Source organism: Sphingobium sp. TB-6 (assembly GCF_012927365.1).
GTDB lineage: Bacteria > Pseudomonadota > Alphaproteobacteria > Sphingomonadales > Sphingomonadaceae > Sphingobium.
This window is the reverse complement of the sequence record NZ_JABBGL010000016.1, coordinates 1-20,046: the sequence shown is the minus strand read 5'-3', so window position 1 is coordinate 20,046 and position 20,046 is coordinate 1. Positions and strand designations below refer to the sequence as shown.

The 20,046-nt window shown below is 61.0% G+C and carries 17 protein-coding genes and 6 pseudogenes; 6 read left to right on the top strand and 17 right to left on the bottom strand.

What is annotated here, in order from left to right; translation table 11 throughout:
- The first annotated feature begins 4 nt into the window (after positions 1-4).
- Positions 5-937, top strand: coding sequence for a 2-dehydropantoate 2-reductase (locus HHL26_RS18270; RefSeq protein WP_008828094.1), 933 nt, complete (start codon positions 5-7; stop codon positions 935-937).
- Here the strand turns inward: HHL26_RS18270 and HHL26_RS18265 are convergent, their stop codons facing one another.
- The 9 genes from HHL26_RS18265 to HHL26_RS18225 form a co-directional block, all read right to left on the bottom strand.
- Entirely contained in the window at positions 938-1,348 is a 411-nt protein-coding gene (locus HHL26_RS18265) for a BphX family protein (RefSeq protein ID WP_008828093.1), read from the bottom strand.
- A 10-nt stretch (positions 1,349-1,358) separates the two neighbouring features.
- Positions 1,359-1,643 (bottom strand): DUF1330 domain-containing protein, encoded by a 285-nt coding sequence (locus HHL26_RS18260; protein WP_008828092.1) that lies wholly within the window; start codon positions 1,641-1,643, stop codon positions 1,359-1,361.
- Between the two features lie 44 nt (positions 1,644-1,687).
- The gene (locus HHL26_RS18255; RefSeq protein WP_008828091.1) at positions 1,688-2,755 is read right to left on the bottom strand and encodes a tartrate dehydrogenase; all 1,068 of its coding nucleotides are present in this window, start codon (positions 2,753-2,755) and stop codon (positions 1,688-1,690) included.
- Positions 2,756-2,768: 13 nt separating this feature from the next.
- Positions 2,769-3,782 (bottom strand): 2-dehydropantoate 2-reductase, encoded by a 1,014-nt coding sequence (locus tag HHL26_RS18250; protein ID WP_024018975.1) that lies wholly within the window; start codon positions 3,780-3,782, stop codon positions 2,769-2,771.
- 25 nt (positions 3,783-3,807) lie between these two features.
- The gene (locus HHL26_RS18245; protein ID WP_008827669.1) at positions 3,808-4,770 is read right to left on the bottom strand and encodes a dihydrodipicolinate synthase family protein; all 963 of its coding nucleotides are present in this window, start codon (positions 4,768-4,770) and stop codon (positions 3,808-3,810) included.
- A gap of 52 nt (positions 4,771-4,822) precedes the next feature.
- Positions 4,823-7,489, bottom strand: a complete 2,667-nt coding sequence (ppdK, locus tag HHL26_RS18240; protein ID WP_008827668.1) for a pyruvate, phosphate dikinase — start codon at positions 7,487-7,489, stop codon at positions 4,823-4,825.
- A 72-nt stretch (positions 7,490-7,561) separates the two neighbouring features.
- Entirely contained in the window at positions 7,562-8,659 is a 1,098-nt protein-coding gene (locus HHL26_RS18235; RefSeq protein ID WP_024018976.1) for an NAD(P)-dependent alcohol dehydrogenase, read from the bottom strand.
- Between the two features lie 42 nt (positions 8,660-8,701).
- Complete coding sequence (locus HHL26_RS18230) at positions 8,702-9,226, bottom strand: aromatic-ring-hydroxylating dioxygenase subunit beta (protein WP_008827666.1); 525 nt, start codon at positions 9,224-9,226, stop codon at positions 8,702-8,704.
- 25 nt (positions 9,227-9,251) lie between these two features.
- Positions 9,252-10,631, bottom strand: a complete 1,380-nt coding sequence (locus HHL26_RS18225) for an aromatic ring-hydroxylating dioxygenase subunit alpha (protein WP_008827665.1) — start codon at positions 10,629-10,631, stop codon at positions 9,252-9,254.
- 137 nt (positions 10,632-10,768) lie between these two features.
- On the opposite strand from HHL26_RS18225, the gene HHL26_RS18220 reads away from it, so the two are divergent.
- On the top strand, positions 10,769-11,698 hold the full coding sequence (locus tag HHL26_RS18220; protein ID WP_024018977.1) for a DMT family transporter: 930 nt from the start codon (positions 10,769-10,771) through the stop codon (positions 11,696-11,698).
- Here the strand turns inward: HHL26_RS18220 and HHL26_RS18215 are convergent.
- Positions 11,675-12,010 (bottom strand): annotated as a pseudogene (locus HHL26_RS18215) (transposase); the annotation flags it as partial. The gene HHL26_RS18220 and the pseudogene HHL26_RS18215 sit on opposite strands and share 24 nt — an antisense overlap.
- Before the next feature lie 799 nt (positions 12,011-12,809).
- Between HHL26_RS18215 and HHL26_RS18210 the strand changes: the two are divergent.
- The 4 genes from HHL26_RS18210 (at position 12,810) to istB (ending at position 17,571) form a co-directional block, all read left to right on the top strand.
- A complete protein-coding gene (locus HHL26_RS18210) occupies positions 12,810-13,646 on the top strand; it encodes an IS5 family transposase (protein ID WP_024018979.1) in 837 nt (278 codons plus the stop codon).
- Between the two features lie 517 nt (positions 13,647-14,163).
- Positions 14,164-14,733, top strand: a complete 570-nt coding sequence (locus HHL26_RS18205) for a DUF4142 domain-containing protein (protein ID WP_031308889.1) — start codon at positions 14,164-14,166, stop codon at positions 14,731-14,733.
- 565 nt (positions 14,734-15,298) lie between these two features.
- Positions 15,299-16,762: an IS21 family transposase gene (gene istA, locus HHL26_RS18200; protein ID WP_162833671.1), complete on the top strand. Its 1,464-nt coding sequence runs from the start codon at positions 15,299-15,301 to the stop codon at positions 16,760-16,762.
- Positions 16,762-17,571 (top strand): IS21-like element helper ATPase IstB, encoded by an 810-nt coding sequence (gene istB / locus HHL26_RS18195; RefSeq protein WP_024018982.1) that lies wholly within the window; start codon positions 16,762-16,764, stop codon positions 17,569-17,571. The genes istA and istB overlap by 1 nt, the downstream gene beginning before the upstream one ends.
- A 260-nt stretch (positions 17,572-17,831) precedes the next feature.
- On the opposite strand, the pseudogene HHL26_RS18190 reads toward istB, so the two are convergent.
- The 7 genes and pseudogenes from HHL26_RS18190 to HHL26_RS18160 form a co-directional block, all read right to left on the bottom strand.
- Positions 17,832-17,984, bottom strand: a pseudogene (locus HHL26_RS18190) (IS701 family transposase); the annotation flags it as partial.
- A gap of 43 nt (positions 17,985-18,027) precedes the next feature.
- Positions 18,028-18,246: pseudogene (locus HHL26_RS18185) on the bottom strand (transposase domain-containing protein); the annotation flags it as partial.
- Positions 18,247-18,427: 181 nt separating this feature from the next.
- Positions 18,428-18,619 (bottom strand): annotated as a pseudogene (tnpB, locus tag HHL26_RS24330) (IS66 family insertion sequence element accessory protein TnpB); the annotation flags it as partial.
- 62 nt (positions 18,620-18,681) lie between these two features.
- Entirely contained in the window at positions 18,682-19,011 is a 330-nt protein-coding gene (locus HHL26_RS18175; RefSeq protein WP_046766339.1) for a transposase, read from the bottom strand.
- 84 nt (positions 19,012-19,095) lie between these two features.
- On the bottom strand, positions 19,096-19,236 hold the full coding sequence (locus HHL26_RS18170) for a hypothetical protein (RefSeq protein WP_157035906.1): 141 nt from the start codon (positions 19,234-19,236) through the stop codon (positions 19,096-19,098).
- 225 nt (positions 19,237-19,461) lie between these two features.
- Positions 19,462-19,695: pseudogene (locus HHL26_RS18165) on the bottom strand (transposase); the annotation flags it as partial.
- 51 nt (positions 19,696-19,746) lie between these two features.
- A pseudogene (locus tag HHL26_RS18160) lies at positions 19,747-20,046 on the bottom strand (transposase); the annotation flags it as partial.

Sequence of the window (20,046 nt, the reverse complement as noted above, 5' to 3'; positions counted from 1 at the left end):
TGCGGTGAGCCGGTTTGTCATCATCGGCGCCGGGGCAATCGGCAGTTTCCTGAGCACGCGGTTGCACAACGCCGGGCATGAAGTTCTGCTGATCGCCCGAGGAGCGCGGCTCGAGGCCTTGCGAAACACGGGCGTGCTGCTGTCCGAAGGCGGGGCCGAGCGGCAAGTGCGTGTGCCGGTGTCCGCAGCATGCGATCCCGCAACGCCGCCGGATCATGCCATCCTGGCAACCAAGACGTTTCAGATCGAATCGGCGCTTGCCCTGCTCGAACCACTGCGCGGAAGCCGCTTCACGCTGCTGACGGTGCAGAATGGGGTCGAAGCACCCGGCATCGCCCAGGCCGCCCTGCCCCGCGCTGTCGTGCTTGGCGCACGCATGCACGGCTTCTTCGAGCTGGAAGACGGGATCGTGCGCCACACCGGCGTCCCCGCCACGCTGCTGGCCGGCCCGGTCGCCGATCGCGCAACCGACCCGGCTGCCGGACAGGCCTCGGCAATCCTTGCGGGCGACCTTATTGCCGCTGGGGTCCCCACCACTCTGACAGGCGACATGCGCCCAGCGTTGTGGGACAAGTTCCTGATGGCCGCGACGATCGGCGCGGTGGCCCCGGCGTTCGGCCTGAAGGTCGGTCAGGTGCTGGGCCATCCCCAGGCCAGCGCGCTTTTGCGCGAGGCCATGGCCGAGGTCGAACGGATCGCAGCGGCGTTGGGCATCGAATTGCCGCCCGATTGCATATACGAGAAGCTGGACTTCATCGGCCGCTTTCCACCCGACGTCACCAGTTCGCTGCAGCGCGATCTCGAAGCGGGCAGACCGTCGGAATTCGTCCACCTCAGTGGGGCCATACCCCGCTTCGCGCGACAGGCCGACCTGCCCTGCCCGGCCACAGACGAAATCCTCGCGCGGCTGCGCGCCCGCGGGCTTCAACCTGATTGATCAGACGATATCCCGCTCCATCGCGCGCCTGGCAAACCATGCACCCGCCATGATCACAGCATGCGCGGCCAAGGTCGTCAAGCCGACCCACAAGGCTTCGCCGCTCCAAACGACGCTATAGATGTCCCAGGCGGAGCCGACGAGTTCGGTCAGCACGATCACCGGAACCAGCGCCCAGTAGCGCAACGGATCGCGCGCGCCCCACAACGCCACGAGGCCGATTGCTGCCAGTTGGATGCCAACGATCAACCAGGCATCAAGCAGCAGGCCGAAAGACGGCGTCCCCTGCCCCAGCGCAATACCGGGGTAGATCAGCCGCAGGGCCCCCGCATAGACCGGCGGCCAGAGCAGCACGAGATTGCAGAGATACCAGATCCCCACGGCGATCAGGTAAGTGCGCAGAACCTTCATGGCGGCCTCCTCAGGCGATCGCGAAGATATCCGATGTGGCGCAGGCGATGCGCGCATCCTTGTGCGGCGCATAGTCCGGATCGTTCATGAAGGCGTCGATCGCCTCCATCGAAGGAAACCGGATCACCACGACATAGTCAGGTGCGGCTCCCTCGCCCTCATAACGGACGAACTCGTGCGAACGGCAGACCATTTCCCCGCCGTGGCGTCCGACCAGCGCCGGAACTGCGGCCATATAGCCTGCCACCCAGGTTTCGTCGTGCGATTTGATCGATCCGATGAAATAGGCAGCCATCACTCCGTTTCCTTTGGTCAGCGCCGGGACCGCCAGCTTTCCCGCTAGAGCCCCAGCAAGGTGTTGCGAACAGCTTGCGCAAATCCCGCAGTTGTCCCGTTTCCGCCAAGATCGGGGGTCCTCGCGATATCGGGCGCAATGAGCGCCGTTTCGAGTGCGCGCATCACCAGCGCGGCGGGCTCGGTTTCGCCGAGATGCTCCAGCATCATTGCACCCGACCAAATCTGGCCGATCGGATTGGCGATGCCCTGCCCGGCGATGTCCGGGGCAGACCCGTGGACCGGCTCGAACATCGAAGGGAACCGCCGTTCGGGGTTGAGGTTAGCAGAAGGAGCCACAGCGATGGTGCCAGTGATTCCCGGCCCCAGATCGGAAAGGATATCACCAAAAAGATTCGAACCAACCACCACATTGAACCGTTCGGGCGACATCACAAAGCGTGCGGCGAGAATATCGACATGATACTGATCGGCGGCAACATCGGGGTATTCGGCGCCGATCGCGGCAAAGCGCTCGTCCCAGAACGGCATCGAATGATAGAGTCCATTGGACTTCGTCGCGCTGGTCACATGCCTGCGCCCGCTCCGCCGAGCGAAGTCGAAGGCATAGCGCAAGATGCGGTCGGTGCCCCGGCGGGTGAAGATCGCCTGCTGGACGACGATTTCGTTCTCGCCAGTTCCGGTCCGACCGCCGATCTGGGAATATTCGCCTTCCGAGTTTTCGCGCACCACCCAGAAATCGATGTCGCCGCGAGCCTTGTCGCGCAGGGGCGAAGCGATGCCCGGCAGCAGCCGCACCGGACGCAGATTGACGTACTGCTCGAACTCGCGCCGGATCGGCAACAGCAGCCCCCACAGCGAGATATGATCGGGTACCCCGGGAAAGCCGACCGCGCCGAGGAACACCGCATCATGATCGCGCAACCGGTCTAGCCCATCATCGGGCATCATCTTGCCGGTTTTGAGGTAGGTCTGGCAGCTCCAGTCGAAGTGCCGGAATTCGAGCACGAAACCGCACTTGGCCGCTGCCGCCGTCAGCACCGCGATTGCGGCAGGCACCACTTCGCGGCCAATTCCATCTCCCGGAATGCTGGCGATGGAATAACGCCTCATGGTCAATCTTTCCCTACAGATAGCTGTTCAAAGTCTTGAGCACCCGATAAGCGCTGAGAAAGGCTGGCGCAGGAACCTGCAGTTGCTCCGCTGCCGCCGCGAGCGGCCCCAGGACCTCGTCAACTTCCATCCGCCGGCCCGCCACGAGATCGTCATGCATCGAGGTGCGGACGGGACGGTTTTCCGGCTTGAATCTGGTGCCCATCGCCATGACACCGTACACTGCCTCTTCAAAGCTTTCACGGTCAATCTCGACCAATCTGGATACAGGCGCGAAATAGTTCTGCGGTTCGTAGCCAAGTGCCTTGTAGATCGCCAGCAGATCCTTGACGACGTGGACATAGTGTTCGGCGCCTTCGCGAACCGCCACACCATCCACAAAATCGAGCTTTGGAAGCGCGCCCAGCGTACTGGCGCTCCACGACGATGCTCCACCGACCTGAACCACTTTTTCCCAATGGACATGGACGATATCGGGAGTTGAGCGCGAACCCATGCCCGCAGCGTCGAGCGCTACGGCCATGATCCGCGTGCGCTCGCTCTCCCCGCCTTCCAGCTCGCCGAAATAGGCGGTGACGGGAACCGCCATGTGATTGAGCGCCTTGCCCGGTTCGAGCAGGGTCGCCCCGTCCATGATCGAGCCGCCGATCACCTTGTCCTTGCCAAACGCGGCCTGGAGTTTGCCTTCCTTGCCCACGCCGTTCTGCAAAGTCAGCGCGCAAGCGGTGCGATCGACCAACACCTGCGCATCGGCCAGCGCCTGATCGGTACCCTTGGCCTTGGTCAGCAGGATGTAATAGTCGATGTCGCCTTCAACCTCCTCGGGCGTTTCGACCGCGAAGAGGTTTTCGCGCTGGACGAATTGCGCCCGCACACCCGAAATACTCAGGCCATCCCGGCGGATCGCCTCGACATGGGGCTTGCGCGCAATCAGCGTGACCTTGTGGCCGCCGCGCGCCAGGAATCCGCCGATGACCGAGCCTAGCCCGCCGGCACCGTGGAAACAGAAATGCAATTGCTTGGACATGCTTTGGGATTCCCGTTGGTTCGGCTCAGGCAATGCCCAGTTCGACCAGCTTGGCCCTGATCTGCTCTTTCTTTTCCGGCGTCACATCAGCCACCGGCGGCAGGATCGGGCCAGCCTTGAGGCCAATCGCTTCGTACCAGGCCTTCACATTGGCAAGTGCGCTGGCATAGGTCGCGGTGCGGGCGATATCCCACAGGAAGTTGTCGTGATAGAATTCGCGGACTTCGCTGAGCTGATCGGAAGCGGCCCGCGCTTCCTCCCATTTTCCTTCATGCGCCAGGCGGATGTATTCCTTGGCGAAATGGCGCTTCTTGCCGTACAGCATGTAAGACAATTCACCCCAGCAAACGGTGCCGCCAAGACGCAGATCGTCGAGGAAGAAGTATTCGAATGGCTCCATCGTGTTGAAGCCTTCGGGCATTAGCTGGCGGATTTTGATTGTCTCGGCACGGCTCATGGCACCTTGTTTGACGCCGATCACGGTATCGATATCGGCCAGGCGGCGCATCAGGTCCCAGCTCAGCACGGTTCCCGAAACCGGGGTCCGGTAGAGGCAGACGGCCAGATCGGTGTTGTCGGTCAGGAACTTGAACCAGGCATAGATTTCGTCGTCGCGCTTGAGCTGCACAACCGGGTTGATCACCTCAGCCCCGTTATACCCGAGCTTCTCGACGAACTGCATCTTCTCGATCGCGGTATAGACGCTGGGATCGAGCACGATGGTCCACAGATCGAGCCGCCCGGCATTCGCCTCGGCGACGATCTCGTGATAGCGAAACCAGTCTGACGCTGAGACGTTCCAACATTCGGAGATGAACCCGCCGACGGCCAAGCCATCTACGCCCATTTCGACATATTTATCGATGTTGTAGCGGATACCGTCCACATCGAACTTGTAATCGGCGGTCATCGGGGTAATCGGACACTGATAGAAGCCCCTGACGGTCTTCGTAGCCCAAGCCTTGGCGTCCTTACGATCATATTCCATTGATGTGCACCTCATCTCGATTTGGTTCAGAATTTCAGCTTGCATCTGCCGTTCATGAAGGCGCCAGCGCCGCCTGGGCCGCAGCCAGTCGGGCAATCGGCACCCGGAAAGGCGATGCGCTGACATAGTCCAACCCGATCTCCTCACAGAAAGCGATCGTGGCCGGATCGCCGCCGTGCTCGCCGCAGATCCCCAGTTTAAGGTCGGGCCGAGTTTCGCGCCCTTTGCGCGATGCCATTTCGATCAGCTTGCCGACCCCTTCGATATCGAGAGTGACGAACGGGTCCTTGGCGATAATGCCTTTTTCCACATAAGCACCCAGGAAACGCGCCGCATCGTCGCGGCTGATGCCCAGCGTAGTCTGGGTCAGATCATTGGTTCCGAACGAGAAGAATTCCCCGCTTGCAGCGATTTCGTCGGCAACCAGGGCTGCCCGCGGCAGCTCGATCATGGTGCCAACGCTAAAGGCGATCCGCTCGCCTTTTTCGGCGAACACGACTTCAGCTACCCTGTACAGGGTATCCTTCAGTGATTCGAGTTCACGCGGCAATCCGACCAGCGGGATCATGATTTCGGGACAGACCGCCATGCCCGCCTCGCCCGCGACTTCGAGCGCAGCCTCGAAAATCGCGCGAGCCTGGATTTCGTATATTTCGGGATAGACCACGCCAAGTCGGCAGCCTCGATGCCCCAGCATGGGGTTGGTTTCCGCCAATTCGATTGCGCGATTCCGAACCTGCTCCACGTCAATACCCATCGCCCGCGAAAGCTCGGTGAACTCGCTATCCGTATGCGGCAGAAACTCGTGCAGCGGCGGATCGAGGAGGCGGATGGTGACTGGCAAGCCTTCCATGATCTCGAAGATTCGTCGGAAGTCGGCGCGCTGTTCGGGCAAAAGCTGGTCGAGCGCGGAGCGTCGTTCCTTTTCGCTGTCGGCCAGGATCATCTGCCGCATAGCGAGGATCCGACTTTCATCGAAGAACATGTGCTCGGTTCGGCAAAGCCCGACCCCTTCGGCCCCGAACCGGCGGGCCATTTCGCAATCGAGCGGGGTTTCCGCGTTGGTCCGAACCTTCAGGCGGCGATGCTTGTCAGCCCATGCCATCACCGTTGCGAAATCGCCCGAAAGTTTGGGCTGGATTGTCGGTAGTTCGCCCAGGAACACTTCGCCGGTCGAACCGTCGATCGTAATGAATGCGCCCTCTTCGAGCCGCTGGCCGCCGATCTCGGCGACCCGCGCGACCGGGTCGATCTTGAGACTGGCGGTGCCCGCCACGCATGGCCGGCCCATACCCCGCGCGACCACGGCCGCGTGGCTGGTCATGCCGCCGCGCGCCGTCAGAATGCCGGTTGCGACGTGCATGCCATGGATGTCGTCAGGCGACGTCTCATGCCTGACGAGGATGACCTTCTCTCCAAATTCGGCCCACCGTTCCGCTGTTTCCGCATCGAATACCACACCCCCCGAGGCTGCCCCGGGCGAGGCAGGCAAACCCTTTCCGAGCAGCACCCGCGGCGCATTCGGATCGAGCGAGGGGTGAAGCAACTGGTCGAGCGAGGCCGGGTCGAGGCGGAGCAGCGCGGTCACTTCGTCGACCAGGCTCTCTTCGACCATGTCGACGGCAATCTTGAGCGCGGCCATGGCAGTGCGCTTGCCCGAACGGGTCTGAAGGAGGTAGAGCCTGCCGCGTTCGACTGTGAATTCGATGTCCTGCATGTCGCGATAGTGGCGCTCCAGCAGTTCGAACACCTCAGCAAGTTGAGCATAGGCCTTCGGCATCGCTTCCTGCATTGAGGGAAGCCGCGCACCTGCGGCTTCGCGGGCAGCCCTGGTCAGATACTGGGGCGTGCGGATGCCGGCGACAACATCCTCACCCTGGGCGTTGGCCAGCCATTCGCCGTAGTAGGCCTTCTCGCCGGTTGCAGGGTTGCGGGTAAAGGCGACACCGGTAGCGCTGGTCTCGCCAAGATTTCCGAACACCATGGCCTGGACGTTAACCGCCGTGCCCCAATCTCCGGGGATATCGTTCAGGCGCCGGTAGACCTTGGCTCGCGGTGAGTCCCATGAGAGGAACACCGCCTCGATTGCCGTCCAGAGTTGTTCATGTACATCCTGAGGAAAGGCCGCGCCGTGATGGGCAAGCACGAGATCCTTGAAGGTCGCGATCAGGCCGCGCAGATCGTCCACTCGAAGATCGATATCCTCATCGACGCCGCGATCTTCCTTGATGCGGTCAAGGGCTGCCTCGAATACGCCATGCTCGATTTCGAGCACGACACTGGAATACATCTGGATGAAGCGGCGATAACTGTCGAGCGCGAACCGCTCATCCCCGGAGGACTGGCCCAGGCCGGTGACGGTCGCATCATTGATGCCAAGGTTGAGGATCGTGTCCATCATCCCCGGCATGGATACCCGCGCTCCCGAACGCACCGAGACCAGCAGGGGATCGCGAGGATTGCCGAACGTCTTGCCCGTCGCCCGTTCGACCAGCCCCAAAGCAGCCGAAACCTCATCGCGGATGCGATCAAGTGAAGCTCTGCCGTGGTCAAGATAAGCGAGGCATTCGCCGGCGGAGATCGTGAATCCAGGCGGGACGGGCAGCCCGATCCGCGCCATCTCGGCGAGGTTGGCCCCCTTCCCGCCCAGGACGCGCTTGTCGAGGTCAATCTGACCTGCGACCAGAACGCCGGAACCGAAGGGAAACACACTCGACATTGTTAAATTCCTGAGGTTCAGGTGCAGGTCCAAGGCGGCGCAATTCGATTGGTGCGCCGCCCCAGAAGCGATCTACATTTTGAGAATGGCCTTGATCGCCTTGCCGGTCTTTTCGGTATCCTCGACGGCCTGGTTGATCTGGTCGAGATCATAGAAGGTGCAGAGCTTCTCGAACGGGAACAGCCCGGCCTTCTGCATCGCAATCAGTTGCGGGATGAAGACCTGCGGGGTGCTCGATCCTTCGACTACGCCACGCAACTTGCGGCCAAACAGCATGTTGTTCATGTCTAGCGAAAATTCGGTGCCCAGCTGCGCCCCGCCGACCACTGCGGTTTCACCCATGTTGTGCGTGCTGTCCACCGCCGAGCGCAGCACCGCTGGAATGGCGGTAGTATCCATGGCATAGTCGGCGCCGCCACCGGTCATCGCGACGATCGCTTCCTGAGCGTTGACCGTGTTGGCGTCGATCACATCGGTGGCGCCCAGTTCACGCGCCAGTTCCAAGCGGCCTGCGTTGCGGTCAACCGCGATGATCTTGAGGCAGCCCGAGGCCTTGGCGGCCATCACTGCGCTGAGGCCCACCGACCCGGCCCCGAAGATCGCGATCGAGGAGCCAGGTTCGGGACAAAGCGCATTGAGGATGCTGCCCGCCCCGGTCTGGATGCCGCAGCCCAGTGGGCCCAAAAGTTCGATCTGTGCGTCGTCGGCAACCTTGACGCAGTTGTTTTCCGACGCGATCGAATAGGTCGCGAACGAGGATTGCCCGAAGAAGCAGGCGTTGACCTCTTGGCCGTGGCGGGTAATCGGCGTCGAACCATCCAGGCGGCGGCCCATGAAATTGAGCGGGAACAGGCTCGGACAGTAGGCCTGATGCCCCTTGAGGCACGATGGACAGGTGCCGCAATAGCTGAAGGAGAGCACGACCTTGTCGCCTGGCTTGACAGTGGTCACGCCGCGTCCGACCTTTTCGACAACGCCCGAACCTTCATGGCCCAGCACCGCCGGCAGCGGCGTCGGGTAATATTGATCGCGAACCGTCAGGTCGGTATGACACATGCCAGCTGCAGCAACCTTGACCAGCACTTCGCCGTCGCGCGGATCCTCGATTGAGACGTTATCCAGAACGAATTCACCACCCTGACGCTCAATAATTGCCGCGTATGCGTCCATTATTTCTCTCCCGTTTCCTGATTTCTATTTGATCGAATTTGCTTATGCGAAGAAATAGAGATTCTTGTCCTGCACGACGCGCGCGTCGATATTCAGCTTCCTGCTGAATACCTTGAAGCCGCTGTCTGTTTTCCGCAGCTTGTCTTCGCGTCCCAGCGTGTGCACGTAAACTTCGCTCTGTCGGCGATTGCGGTGCACCAGAACATTGGAGAACACCTCGAATTCAAACGGTGCAATTTCGAATGCTTCGACATTGGTAACGAAATAGCGGATTCGTGATGGCGGATCTTCCATCCATACCTGGCCCGTCAGCAACCGGTCGACCCGCTGCTGCAGCTCGGCATAGTCATCGTTGTAGATTGCGGCATCCCCCGGGGTTGGATCCGGGCGGCGGTCACGTGCAAACCGCTGTTCGTAAACTGGCATCCAGTAATGGATATCTTCGGCGATTACAGTATCGAACCATTGGCGATATTGCTGGTTTTGCAACATCCGCACCTCGGCGGAATAGTGACTGACGATGGCATGATGCAGTTCCATGCCTACGGGCTTGCGTGTTTCGGTCATCTTGCGGTCCAGATTGCTGTCGGGATCAGTCTTGCGGCTCGGCTTGCTTCGCCGACAGACGTTCAGGCCAGAAATTACGGTTGGTCCACATTGCATCCCAGGTATCGTCATTGGCCCGGATGGCGGCCCAATCTGGCGCATCGAGAATTTCTTGCCAGAAACGATAAAAGCCTCGATACGAGGTTTCGCCGATGAAGCTGACCCCGACAATTCCTGGATAGACGGGGTGCGGCCCTTCGCGGTCCTTGCCCATGCTCGAATTCATCCGCCCCTTTCGGGTGATGATACCGTTGTTGTTGTAGGTGGCCGACGACATGTTTTCGCCATCGTCGCTTTCGAGCGTTCCCGCCGTACCAAATGAACGGATCGCTTCGCGCTGGATCGACCGCTTAGTTTCGGTGTCGGCATTCTTCGGCACCATGGTATAGGTCCAGACCTCGATTTCATGCGGCCCGCGCGGATGCCAGATCTTGAAGGTGTTGGTTCCGTAGAGGAACGAACAGTTGGGGAAGATCGACGTATTCCAGTGACCGACATAGAGCCGTTCGCGCTCCGGCCCGAATTTTTCGCGAATTCCGCCCCGCGTCTGCTCGAGATATTTGACGTACCCGTCGCGCTTGACGTGGATCGCAGTCGCCGCATTATCGATCAGGCCAAACCCGTGGCCATGCCGCATGGTGAATTGCAGACCAAGGTCGTCAAACGGCATGTCGGCGCGATTGCCCGACAGGCCAGCCAGCTCGCCCCCGATCATCTGGAGAGCGGCGGCATGCGTCCAGCCCACGTGATACCCATCGCCGACGAAGTTCTCGGTCGGGACTTTCCAATTGCAGGCGAGGGTGCTTTTCAACGGCGGCCCGACCAGTTCCAGACCACCGTCCGGACCGTCCCAGATCGTATCGAGGTACCAGCAGAAGTCCCCCAGATAGTCCTCAAGCGATGGCGCTTCGGGATCATGGCAGCCGAAGATGAAGCCCTTGTAAGTTTCGACCCGGATCGGCGCGAGCCCTAGCTTGGATTTGTCGAGATCGCTGTGATAGCACCGCTCTTCCATCGGAACATCGACGAGCGAACCATCCTGACCGAAAACCCAACCATGATAATTGCACACGAACGCCTTGGCGCTGCCGCTGTCAGCATGACAGATCTGGTTGCCGCGGTGCGTGCAGGAATTGATGAACGCCTTCAGCGAACCGTCCGGCTGCCGCGACAAGATGACACGGTCTTCTGCCATGTACGTCGTAATGAAGTCGCCCGGTTTGGGAACTAGCGAATCATGCCCGAGCATGAGCCAGCATCGCGAGAATATTCGCTCCAGCTCCAGCTGATAGACATCTTGATCCCAGAACACCCGGCGAGACTGGCTCGCACCGGCGTTATCGACGAGTGCCGACGATCCATTCATCGCATCGCTCCCATGCTTTTTGTTACGAGTGCCGCATAGTCGATTCGTGCTATACATGCAACGCGATGCACCATATGCAAAACCTACCGTTGGCGCAAGGACGATTCTCAAGGGGCGTTTGTGGGGAGAATGTTAGGTTGCAAGATGCCGATAGCAACACGTCCAGCATCCTTGGTCTTGGGTCCAGGCTCTGGCAATCACCAGCCCTATTGCTGTGTCTGGCCTCGTTCTTTTGGGCCCTGAATCCGATCGTCGGGCGGGCGGCCAAGGACTTGCTCTCACCTGTGACTCTGGCGTTCTGGCGGTGGGTGGTGGCGCTGGTCTTCGTGCTCCCTTTCGCTTGGCGGCACCTCCGCGACGACCTGCCCGCCATTGTTGGCGGCTGGCGGTTCCTTGGGCTCCTCGGGGCTGTAGGGGTGGGGCTGTTTTCTTTTCTCGTCTATCAAAGCCTGCAGTTCACCACCGCGACCAACAATCTTCTGTTGCAATCGACCATGCCGGTGATGACCCTGCTCATGCCAGTTGTGCTGTTTCGGGAGAGGGTGCGCCCGATCCTCCTCGTTTGCGCACTCCTTTCGATCACCGGAATCGCGTGGATCATGACCAAGGGGCATCCCGACTATCTGCGCTGGGATGCGCTGAACCGAGGCGATCTGCTCGCCATCATTGCGGTTTTTCTCTATTCCGCCTATGCCACCTTCCTGCGCCGCGCACCGGCGATGCACCACCTCAGTTTGCTGGCTGTCCTGTTCGGGGTCGGGATCGCGGCTTTGAGTGTGCCCTATGCCTGGCACCTCTGGTGGGCTGGCCTGACCGTGGCTTCACCTGCTGCGCTCGCATCGCTGCTCTATATCGGGATATTTCCTTCGCTGCTGTCCTACGCGCTGTTCAATCGCGCGGTCGCCTTGGTCGGCTCGGGCCGCGCGGGGGTCTACATGAACCTGCCATCGGTGCTCGGGGTCCTGATGGCCGTACCTCTGCTTGGAGAACGGTTCGCAAAATACCACCTAATCGGTTCGCTGTTGGTGGTTGCATCAATCCTCTTATCGCGTCGGGTCAAGACATAAGGTCAATGAGGCCCTGGCTGCTGCGGCGTATAGCAGAGCAGTCGCGGAATTTATGGTTCGCTCAAAGTCCTTGGCGAGGCGTCGGTTTCGATTGCTCCATGCGAAGTTCCGCTCGACGACCCATCGCCTTGGATGGACGACGAAGCCGGTCTGATCGGCGAATTTCCGGACGATTTCGACGGTCATGGCGGTAGCGTTGCGGACGCGATCGCTGTTGTAGGCGCTGTCGGCGAAGATATGTTCAACGCAAGGGTGGCGCTGGCGCGATTGCTTGAGCAGCGGCACAGCGCCATCGCGATCCTGCACCTCAGCGCTATGGACCAGCAAGGCGAGTGTCCGGCCAGGGCTTGCGGCCAGACAGCGCGCCCATTCGCCTCGTCCAGCGCGTGGCTGGAATTAGGCCGAGATTTGATGAACCGGACGATCTCCTTGGGACTAAAACTGAAGGCGTTGGCACGTCGCTTCCAAGCCGCGCCTTCATGGCGGCGTCGGCGGCGTTGAAGTCATTACAGAGAAGTACACGCGCGAACCGCGCGATGAGCGGACGCGTCGCGGAGCAGGCGCGTCTATTACCCTGGCGTATCCGGCGAGCTGATCGAGGAGCTTCACCACGCCCGCGGCTCCCGTCTCAGCGGGATCGCTCGACGCTTCGCCGGTGACGACTACTGCTACCGAGCGGGCTGCCGGTTTGGCGGACACCGAGATAGGTTCAACCAGGCTACGCCAGCTTCCCGTTCGAAATCTATGGGGCTGAGATAGCCAAGGGTCGAGTGCCGCCGGGTCCCCGCCTTGCGCCTGCTCAGGCGATTGGCGACGGGGCCATGAAGACCGCGCGCGATCGGGGCGAGAGCGCGCGAATGGTAGGAACGATTGGGGAGGCGTCGCGCCAGCTCGTCGCAGATCTGATCAAGACGGGGGATCGATGGACAATGAAATCGGCTGCGTGCCTCCGGCGCCGGAGGCACGCGATAAGAACCGCCGCCGCTAATTGCATCGAGAGGACCGCAATTGGCTATGCTGATATCAAAGCATATTTCAGAGCCCGATCCGAAAGTTGTTGAGCAATACCAGCATGTTGTGATTCACGCCTCTTTGCGACAAGAAGGAGTGGATGGTGGCATGGACTGGTATTGCCCGGCGTGAGCATAGTCGGGAAGGTTTGCGATATCCATCGGATATGACGGACACGGAGTGGGTGCTGGCAGCACCTTTCGTTCCACCGGCGAGGCGAGGTGGCCGACGCCGGACTACCGACATGCGCGAGGTTCTGAACGCGATGCTGTACATCGCGGCAAGCGGGTGGGCGTGGCGGCTTCTGCCGAAGTGCTTTCCTCCGGTATCGACGGTGCGGCGCTATTTCTATGCCTGGCGCGATGCCGGTCTGTTCGACGCGATCAACACGGTGCTGGTCATGAACCTGCGGGAAATCGAAGGGCGTGAAGCTTCGCCCAGCGCCGGAGTGATCGACAGCCAATCGGTCAAGACCACCGAAAGTGGCGGAATCTCGGGCTATGACGCGGGCAAAAAGGTGAAAGGCCGGAAGCGACATATCCTGACGGACACCTGCGGCTTCCTCATCTTCATCCTCGTACATGCCGCCGATATTCAGGACCGAGATGGGGCCGTCGATGTGCTGGCAGCCATTCGCAAACGGTTTCCCTGGCTGCGACACATCTTTGCCGATGGCGGTTACGCAGGCGATAAGCTACGATCCGCCTTGGTTGGCATGGGCAAATGGACGATCGAAATCATCAAGCGATCGGACAAGGCGAAAGGCTTTCAGGTGCTGCCCCGCAGATGGGTGGTCGAACGGACTTTTGCCTGGCTCGGGCGCTGTCGTCGGCTCGCAAAAGACTGGGAGCGATCCATAGCCTCGTCCACCGCTTGGGCCCTCGTCGCCTCAATCCGCATGCTCACGCGCAGAACCGCAAGGCTTTGTCAGAATTGAGAAACTTCCGAATCCGGCTCTTAATCCCGACGCTCACCGTGGTACCGCTGCCTTGGATGTCAAATCCTCACAGTGCAAGGTTCGCGCGGCAATTAGTCTGTCGCGAGTTCGATTGTCGCTGTCTACCCGCCCCATACCAGCAGGTAAACGCCTTGACCTGACGCACTCAACTGGCCCGGTCGGACATCAGTGATATGCGCGCGAACAACTAAATTACCTACCCGCTTATTATCGACCGCACGAGCGATCTTTGAGAGAAGCTTGTCATGGTCGAGGATAGTCAGCGATAACGGGTATGGCGAAAAGAATGCGACCATGTCCGAGCTGGGTGCGCGTCATGTCGCTGAGCTGCTGGCGCTGCGGATCAGGCGGCCGATCGCCGACAAAGGTCTGCCCCCCGCCGTCACGCGCCGGGCCGATTTACCCAGATTAGACCCAAAAAGGGAACCGTTCCGTTTCCTTATCGTTTGAGCCGTTGATCTTGGTCAATGTCTAACAAAACCAACGGATGATTTCGATGAAGATTGCGATATTTGCCGCGCTGCTTACCCTGGCGCCAGTTCCGGTGTTGGCTCAGGCTGTTTCGCCGGCGACTTCGGGAACGATGACCAGCGCCGACATCGGCGTCTCGCCGATCGCAAGCCAGAGTGGACCCAACTACGTGCTCGCCGCGGCCGACGCCAATCTTTACCAGATCAAGGCGTCGCAGCTCGCCGCGACGCGCGCGCAGCGTGATGACGTCAAGGCCTATGCGAAGCGCGTTCTGGCAGAGACGCAAAGTAGCCACAAAGCGCTGCTGGCGGCGTTGAAGAACGATCAGCGCACGATCAAGGCGCCGTCCTCGACCCTTTCCGCCGACCGCGCTGCCCTCCTCAAGCTGCTCCAGAAGGCGCCGAAGAGCGCTTTCGACAACCTCTATCTCACCCAGTCGGCGCAGGTTCAGCAGGATACCTGGGCGGTGCATAAGGGTTACGCACAGGACGGAACCGACCCGGCGCTGCAGCAGGTCGCCGGTACCGCGGTCCCGGTGCTGGAGAACGAGCTCGCCACCGGCAAGTCGCTGACCCCCACCGGGCTTGCAGGATAGGTGATACCCGCCGGGCCAGGTCGACGCAGCCCCCCAGACCTGGTCCGGCACCTGTTTACTGCCATTGATGCTGCGGTTGTAGCCGGCGGCATTGCTCGCCTGATCCGGCCAGCAGAGATGCTCCATCACTGTCAGCAGCCGTAACGGCCGATACGTTTGCTGCCCCAGTAAGCATTCGCCAGGTTGGGCCTGAGATCTTCGAAAAGCGCTTGCGCGAGAGCACGTCCCTCTTCGGTGAGCGAGGAGAGCTTCTGCCGACGATTGCGCTCCCCGACACGCCCGCAAGGTCACCATCGCTGATGGTGTGGCTGCGCGGCGACATTTACGATGGCCGGTTCAGCGGCAACTATGATGGCCGGTAGGATCGGTTGTCTGGCCTGATCGCAGGGAGGGGCGGAGCCCCGACCGGAGAGCAGGCCAGACAACCGATGGCGATCTTTTCTCCCCTGGGCGGGAGTGCGGATCGGGCTGCGGCGAGCGGTGGTATCGGAACACTCATCGAACATTGAAGCGATGGGTTGCGATGCCGGGCCACCACCTTTCCGATCAGCAGGTATTTCTTTTCATGGTTGAACGTCGCCATCACACCCAGTCCGTTGCGGCCGCCAAGGCCGGTATTAGCGAGCGTAGCGCACGCCGGATCGAGAACGATCCGCGCTTGCCTTCCCAGAAGAAGCAGGGACGCCATTGGCGCACCCGCGCCGATCCTCTTGAGCCTTTCTGGCCCCGTATCGAGGAGTTGCTCAAGATCGACGGCATTCTCGCCGTCACCATCTTCGAGACGCTACAGGACGAGTTTGGCGAAGAGGCCGTTCCCGACAGGATCAGGCGCACGCTCGAACGTCGGATTGCCCGCTGGCGGGCGCTGCATGGCGAGGAGAAGGAGATATTCTTCCCGCAGCGCCACGAGAGCGGGCGGCAGGGCCTATCGGATTTCACGGTCTGCGACGACCTGAAGGTCACCATCACCGGCGAGCCTTTCGCCCACCGGCTCTATCATTTCCGCCTGGCCTGCAGTGGCTGGGAGCATGCCGCTGTCGTACTGGGGGGCGAGAGCTTTGCCGCCCTGTCCGAGCATCTGCAGGATGCGCTGTGGAAGCTGGGCGGCGTCCCGGTCGAGCACCGCAGCGATTCCCTGTCCGCTGCCTACAAGAACCTCGACGCCGATGCGCAGCGGGATTTCACCCGCAGCTACGACGACCTTTGCCGTCATTACGGCATGATCGCGACCCGCAACAACCGCGGCGAGGCCCACGAGAACGGCTCGATCGAAGGCCCTCATGGCCATCTCAAGCGACGCCTCGACCAAGCCCTGCGTCGCCGGGGCAGCCGGGACTTCGACAGCCTCGGCGCCTGGCGCGATTTTGTAGAAGCCGAAGTCGCCAAGCAGAACCGCCGCAAGGCCAGGCTCGTCGACGAGGAACGCCGCCTGCTGGGACGCCTGCCAGCACACCGCACCACAGACTTTGCCATGATCGCGGTTGATGTCAGCCGTAACGGCACCGTTCCTATCGACAGGGTCATCTATTCGGTCCCCTCCCGCCTGGTCGGTCGTCGGCTGCACGCCCATCTCTTCGATGACCGCATCGATCTATTCCTCGGCCCCGACAAGGTGATGACCACCCCACGGGTCCGTATGCCGCATCCCCAAAGAGGCCACCAGATCGATTTTCGCCACATGATCGCCAACCTGAGGCGCAAGCCCGGGGCATTGCGGAACCTGGTATACCGCGACGCCCTGTTCCCCGCCCACGCCTACAGGCGGGCATGGCAAGCCTTCGACGACCAGCTTGATGCCCACCAAGCCTGCCGTGACACCGTCGCCCTGCTCGATATCGCGGCAAGAGGAGATTGTGTCGACGCGCTGGCTCTGCGCATCGACGCGGCACTCGATGCTGGTCGTCTCCCCGATGTCACCGCGCTCAGGCAGGAGTTTCTTCCGACCCTTCGAGCCAGGCACGAGGTGACGATCCCACCACCGGATCCGCGCGGATATAACAGCCTGCTTACCAGCATGGAGTTGCGCTGATGACCCGGACCAAGGATCAAGCCGCAGCCGTGCTGCCCACCATGCTCAAGGCCCTGCGCCTGCCCAGCATCAACCGCAACTGGAAGCGGCTTACCGATACCGCCGATCGGGATGGATGGCCTGCTGTTCAACTGCTCGCCTCGCTTCTCGAGATCGAGATGGCCGAACGCACCACGCGGCGTATCCAGCGGCATCGGGACCAGTCCGGCCTGTCAGCAGGCAAGACCTTCGCCACCTTCGATTTCGACGCTGCCCCTGGTGTGCGCAAACCCCATCTGCTCTCGCTCGCAACAGGCGATGGTTGGATCGACAATGGGGGCAACCTGTTGTTCTTCGGACAGTCGGGCACCGGCAAGACGCACGCCATCTCGGCGATCAGCCATACGCTTATCGATACTGGGCGCCGGGTCCTGTTCTGCTCCACCACCGATATGGTCCAGAAACTTCAGGCTGCGCGCCGCGATCTCAGTCTGCCCTCCATGCTCGACAAACTCGACAAGTACGACCTCATCGTGCTCGACGATCTGTCCTATGTCCGCAAGGATCAGGTCGAGACCAGCGCCCTGTTCGAGCTCATCGCCCATCGCTACGAGCGCCATTCGATCGCGATCACCGCCAACCAGCCATTTTCCGCTTGGGACAACGTTTTTCCAGATCCCGCCATGAGTGTCGCCGCCATCGACCGCCTCGTTCACCACTCAACCATCATCGAGATGAACGGCGAGAGCTACCGAAAACGCTCCGCCATCAGTCGCATCGAACCAGCCAATAATCACCCAACCGGCCCGGCATCGGACCGGCCATCGTAATTGTCGCCAACCTCGCGTCCAGGGAGCATTCCGCATAAGGCATTGCGACACCAGGTAATTGTCGCCACCGTCAATTACTCCCGCAATGCCACAGCTGCCTTCACCACCGGCGCCAGCGACAATTACCAACATCCGGTTGCCCAAGGCCCGTTGCCACTACAAGGCTCGCGTGATACCCAAATCCCACCACTCGGTGCGGCCGCTTACCGGCCATCATAATTGACGCCAACCGGCCTCCGTAAATGTCGCCCTACAGTGTGGCGGATCAGCAGGCCGCGGGTCCAAAGACCCGATTTGGTCTCATCATATTCGTCGGCGTCGAGATCGGCGAGTTCGCAATAGGCCCAGTCATGAAGCCGTGCGCCTTTGGTGCCTTCGCCCGCGGAGAGGCGCTGCCATGCATCGGGAGCAGGAGTATGGGCGATCTCCTTGTGAGCGTGGCGAGAAGACCGCGGCTCAGGCGGCGTTGGCGATCTGCTGCTGATCTGGCCGCCAGTTACATGGGATGAGTTCATCCCAGCGGGCAGCGGGCCAGTTGCCTGCGATCCTGGCGATGACATCCGCGATATAGGCTTGCGGATCGAGGCCATTGAGCTTGGCGGTCTCGATGACGGAGTAGATGGCGGCAGCGCGATCACCGCCTGCCTTTGAACCGGCGAATAACCAGTTTTTACGGTTATGGAAATGTATGCATAACCGTAAGAATGCCCTTTTCGCCGGCTCCGATGAGGGCGGCGACAACTGGGCGGTGATCGCTACGCTCATCGAATGCTGTAAGCTCAACGCCATCAATCCGCCTGGGGTTACGCCAGTCGATAGCCTCCAACATGCAGGCCATCTGCGAAGGGGAGATGGCAATCACCCCGTCCACGGCCGAAGGCCAGATGTACTTCCCGCGCTCGAGACGCTTGGCATAAAGCGACATGCCGACACCATCATGCCAGATGATCTTGCAGAGGTCGCCGCGGCGTCCCCTGAAAATGTAGAGATCCCCGGCGAAGGGATCACATCCGAAGCTCTGCTGCACCTGCAGGGCCAGGCTGCGCATGCCGCGCCGCATGTCCGTGTGCCCCGTTGCAATCCATATCCGAACGCCGGAGGGGACTGGGATCACGGCTTGACCGACCGCAGTACTGCCGACACCAGCCCCGGCGAGGCGCCAGCAGTTATCCGCACGATCGCCCGCTCGAACTCCACAGTGATCGCCGATCCGGTCACTGGCATCGGATCGGGCTGCACCTGCACTTCTGCAAAGCCTTGGGCTGCCTGCCCCATCTGCCGCCGCCATCTGTAGATCTGGTTCGGCCGCAGATCGGCACGGCGGGCAATCTCCGCCACGTTAGCACCGGGCGCCGAAACCGCCGCGACGAGTGTGCGCTTCTGCTGGTCGGTCCATACACGTCGCCGCTCCGGCCCCGAAATTACCGTGATCTGACTCATCGCACCGTCCTTAGTATCGGTGCAAACACCGGCGCTTGCACCGGTACCATCTCGAAATATCAGCCGATCACCGCAAGGCGGCCCTCACCGGAGCGATACGACCGGGCGATCATCGACATCGGGATTGACCGCCGCCATGTGCATGGTCGAACCGATATCAATGGCTGCCGCGCCAGGCGACAGCATGGGTAGAGCGTCAATGCCGCCCGATTTTGATTTGTTCACTCCATTCCTCCATCACAACTGGAGGGTATGGGCGATGCAAACCGTCATCTTCCTAACCGGGGTCGCCGAGGACGGCGCCACCACTCTCAAGTACGCAAATGCCCACGGGCCACGTTTTTTAACGGGGTATCACACCACCAATAAGCTAACGGCCGCGACCCTCCGCCTGCCATCATACCACGGCCCGTTTCTACCGCGAACAGGCGGGCCAAACCCGCGATCGTTTTTTAGTATATCGCGCTCCTCGGTCACCCGGGCCAACTCGCGCTTCAACTGACGGATCTCGGCATCCTTGCCGGCATCGCCAGACACCACCTTCGCCAGTTGCCGCTTCCATGCGTACAGCGAATGCTGGCTGACGCCGAGCCGCTCGGAAACCTCCGCTACCGGATACCCGCGCTCGGTGATCTGGGCCACCGCATCACGCTTGAACTCATCGCTGAAATTGGGCTTCCCCATCGTCGTCTCCTGTCCTCAAAATTAGGATAGAAGGCGTCCAGAAATCTAGGGGCTACTCACCGTGTATTGACGAGCGACACCGCAGGAGGACTTGCCCTGCTTGAGAAAGCCGGTCTCATTGATGACCAGGACCGCGTCAGCTGTGGCAAGGTTTTCCACGACATAGTCACGCACGATGTCACGCAGCGCATCCGCGTCCCAGCGTCCGCGACCCAGAATGGCCCGCTGTCGCCAGGGCTCAGGATCTCCGGCCGCCTCTGCACGCATCCATCCTGTTTTGCGCCGTTTCTCACCCAACAAACCATCCAGGAAAAGATTGGCCGATGCCGCAACGCGTTCCTGGGTGAATAG

Coding starts and splice junctions, on each gene's coding strand:
- HHL26_RS18265 (WP_008828093.1), bottom strand. CDS start 1,348: ATGAAGGTTCTGCGCACTTACCTGATCGCCGTGGGGATCTGGTATCTC.
- HHL26_RS18260 (WP_008828092.1), bottom strand. CDS start 1,643: ATGGCTGCCTATTTCATCGGATCGATCAAATCGCACGACGAAACCTGG.
- HHL26_RS18255 (WP_008828091.1), bottom strand. CDS start 2,755: ATGAGGCGTTATTCCATCGCCAGCATTCCGGGAGATGGAATTGGCCGC.
- HHL26_RS18250 (WP_024018975.1), bottom strand. CDS start 3,782: ATGTCCAAGCAATTGCATTTCTGTTTCCACGGTGCCGGCGGGCTAGGC.
- HHL26_RS18245 (WP_008827669.1), bottom strand. CDS start 4,770: ATGGAATATGATCGTAAGGACGCCAAGGCTTGGGCTACGAAGACCGTC.
- ppdK (WP_008827668.1), bottom strand. CDS start 7,489: ATGTCGAGTGTGTTTCCCTTCGGTTCCGGCGTTCTGGTCGCAGGTCAG.
- HHL26_RS18235 (WP_024018976.1), bottom strand. CDS start 8,659: ATGGACGCATACGCGGCAATTATTGAGCGTCAGGGTGGTGAATTCGTT.
- HHL26_RS18230 (WP_008827666.1), bottom strand. CDS start 9,226: ATGACCGAAACACGCAAGCCCGTAGGCATGGAACTGCATCATGCCATC.
- HHL26_RS18225 (WP_008827665.1), bottom strand. CDS start 10,631: ATGAATGGATCGTCGGCACTCGTCGATAACGCCGGTGCGAGCCAGTCT.
- HHL26_RS18210 (WP_024018979.1), top strand. CDS start 12,810: ATGGTGGCATGGACTGGTATTGCCCGGCGTGAGCATAGTCGGGAAGGT.
- HHL26_RS18205 (WP_031308889.1), top strand. CDS start 14,164: ATGAAGATTGCGATATTTGCCGCGCTGCTTACCCTGGCGCCAGTTCCG.
- istA (WP_162833671.1), top strand. CDS start 15,299: ATGGTTGAACGTCGCCATCACACCCAGTCCGTTGCGGCCGCCAAGGCC.
- istB (WP_024018982.1), top strand. CDS start 16,762: ATGACCCGGACCAAGGATCAAGCCGCAGCCGTGCTGCCCACCATGCTC.
- HHL26_RS18175 (WP_046766339.1), bottom strand. CDS start 19,011: ATGAGTCAGATCACGGTAATTTCGGGGCCGGAGCGGCGACGTGTATGG.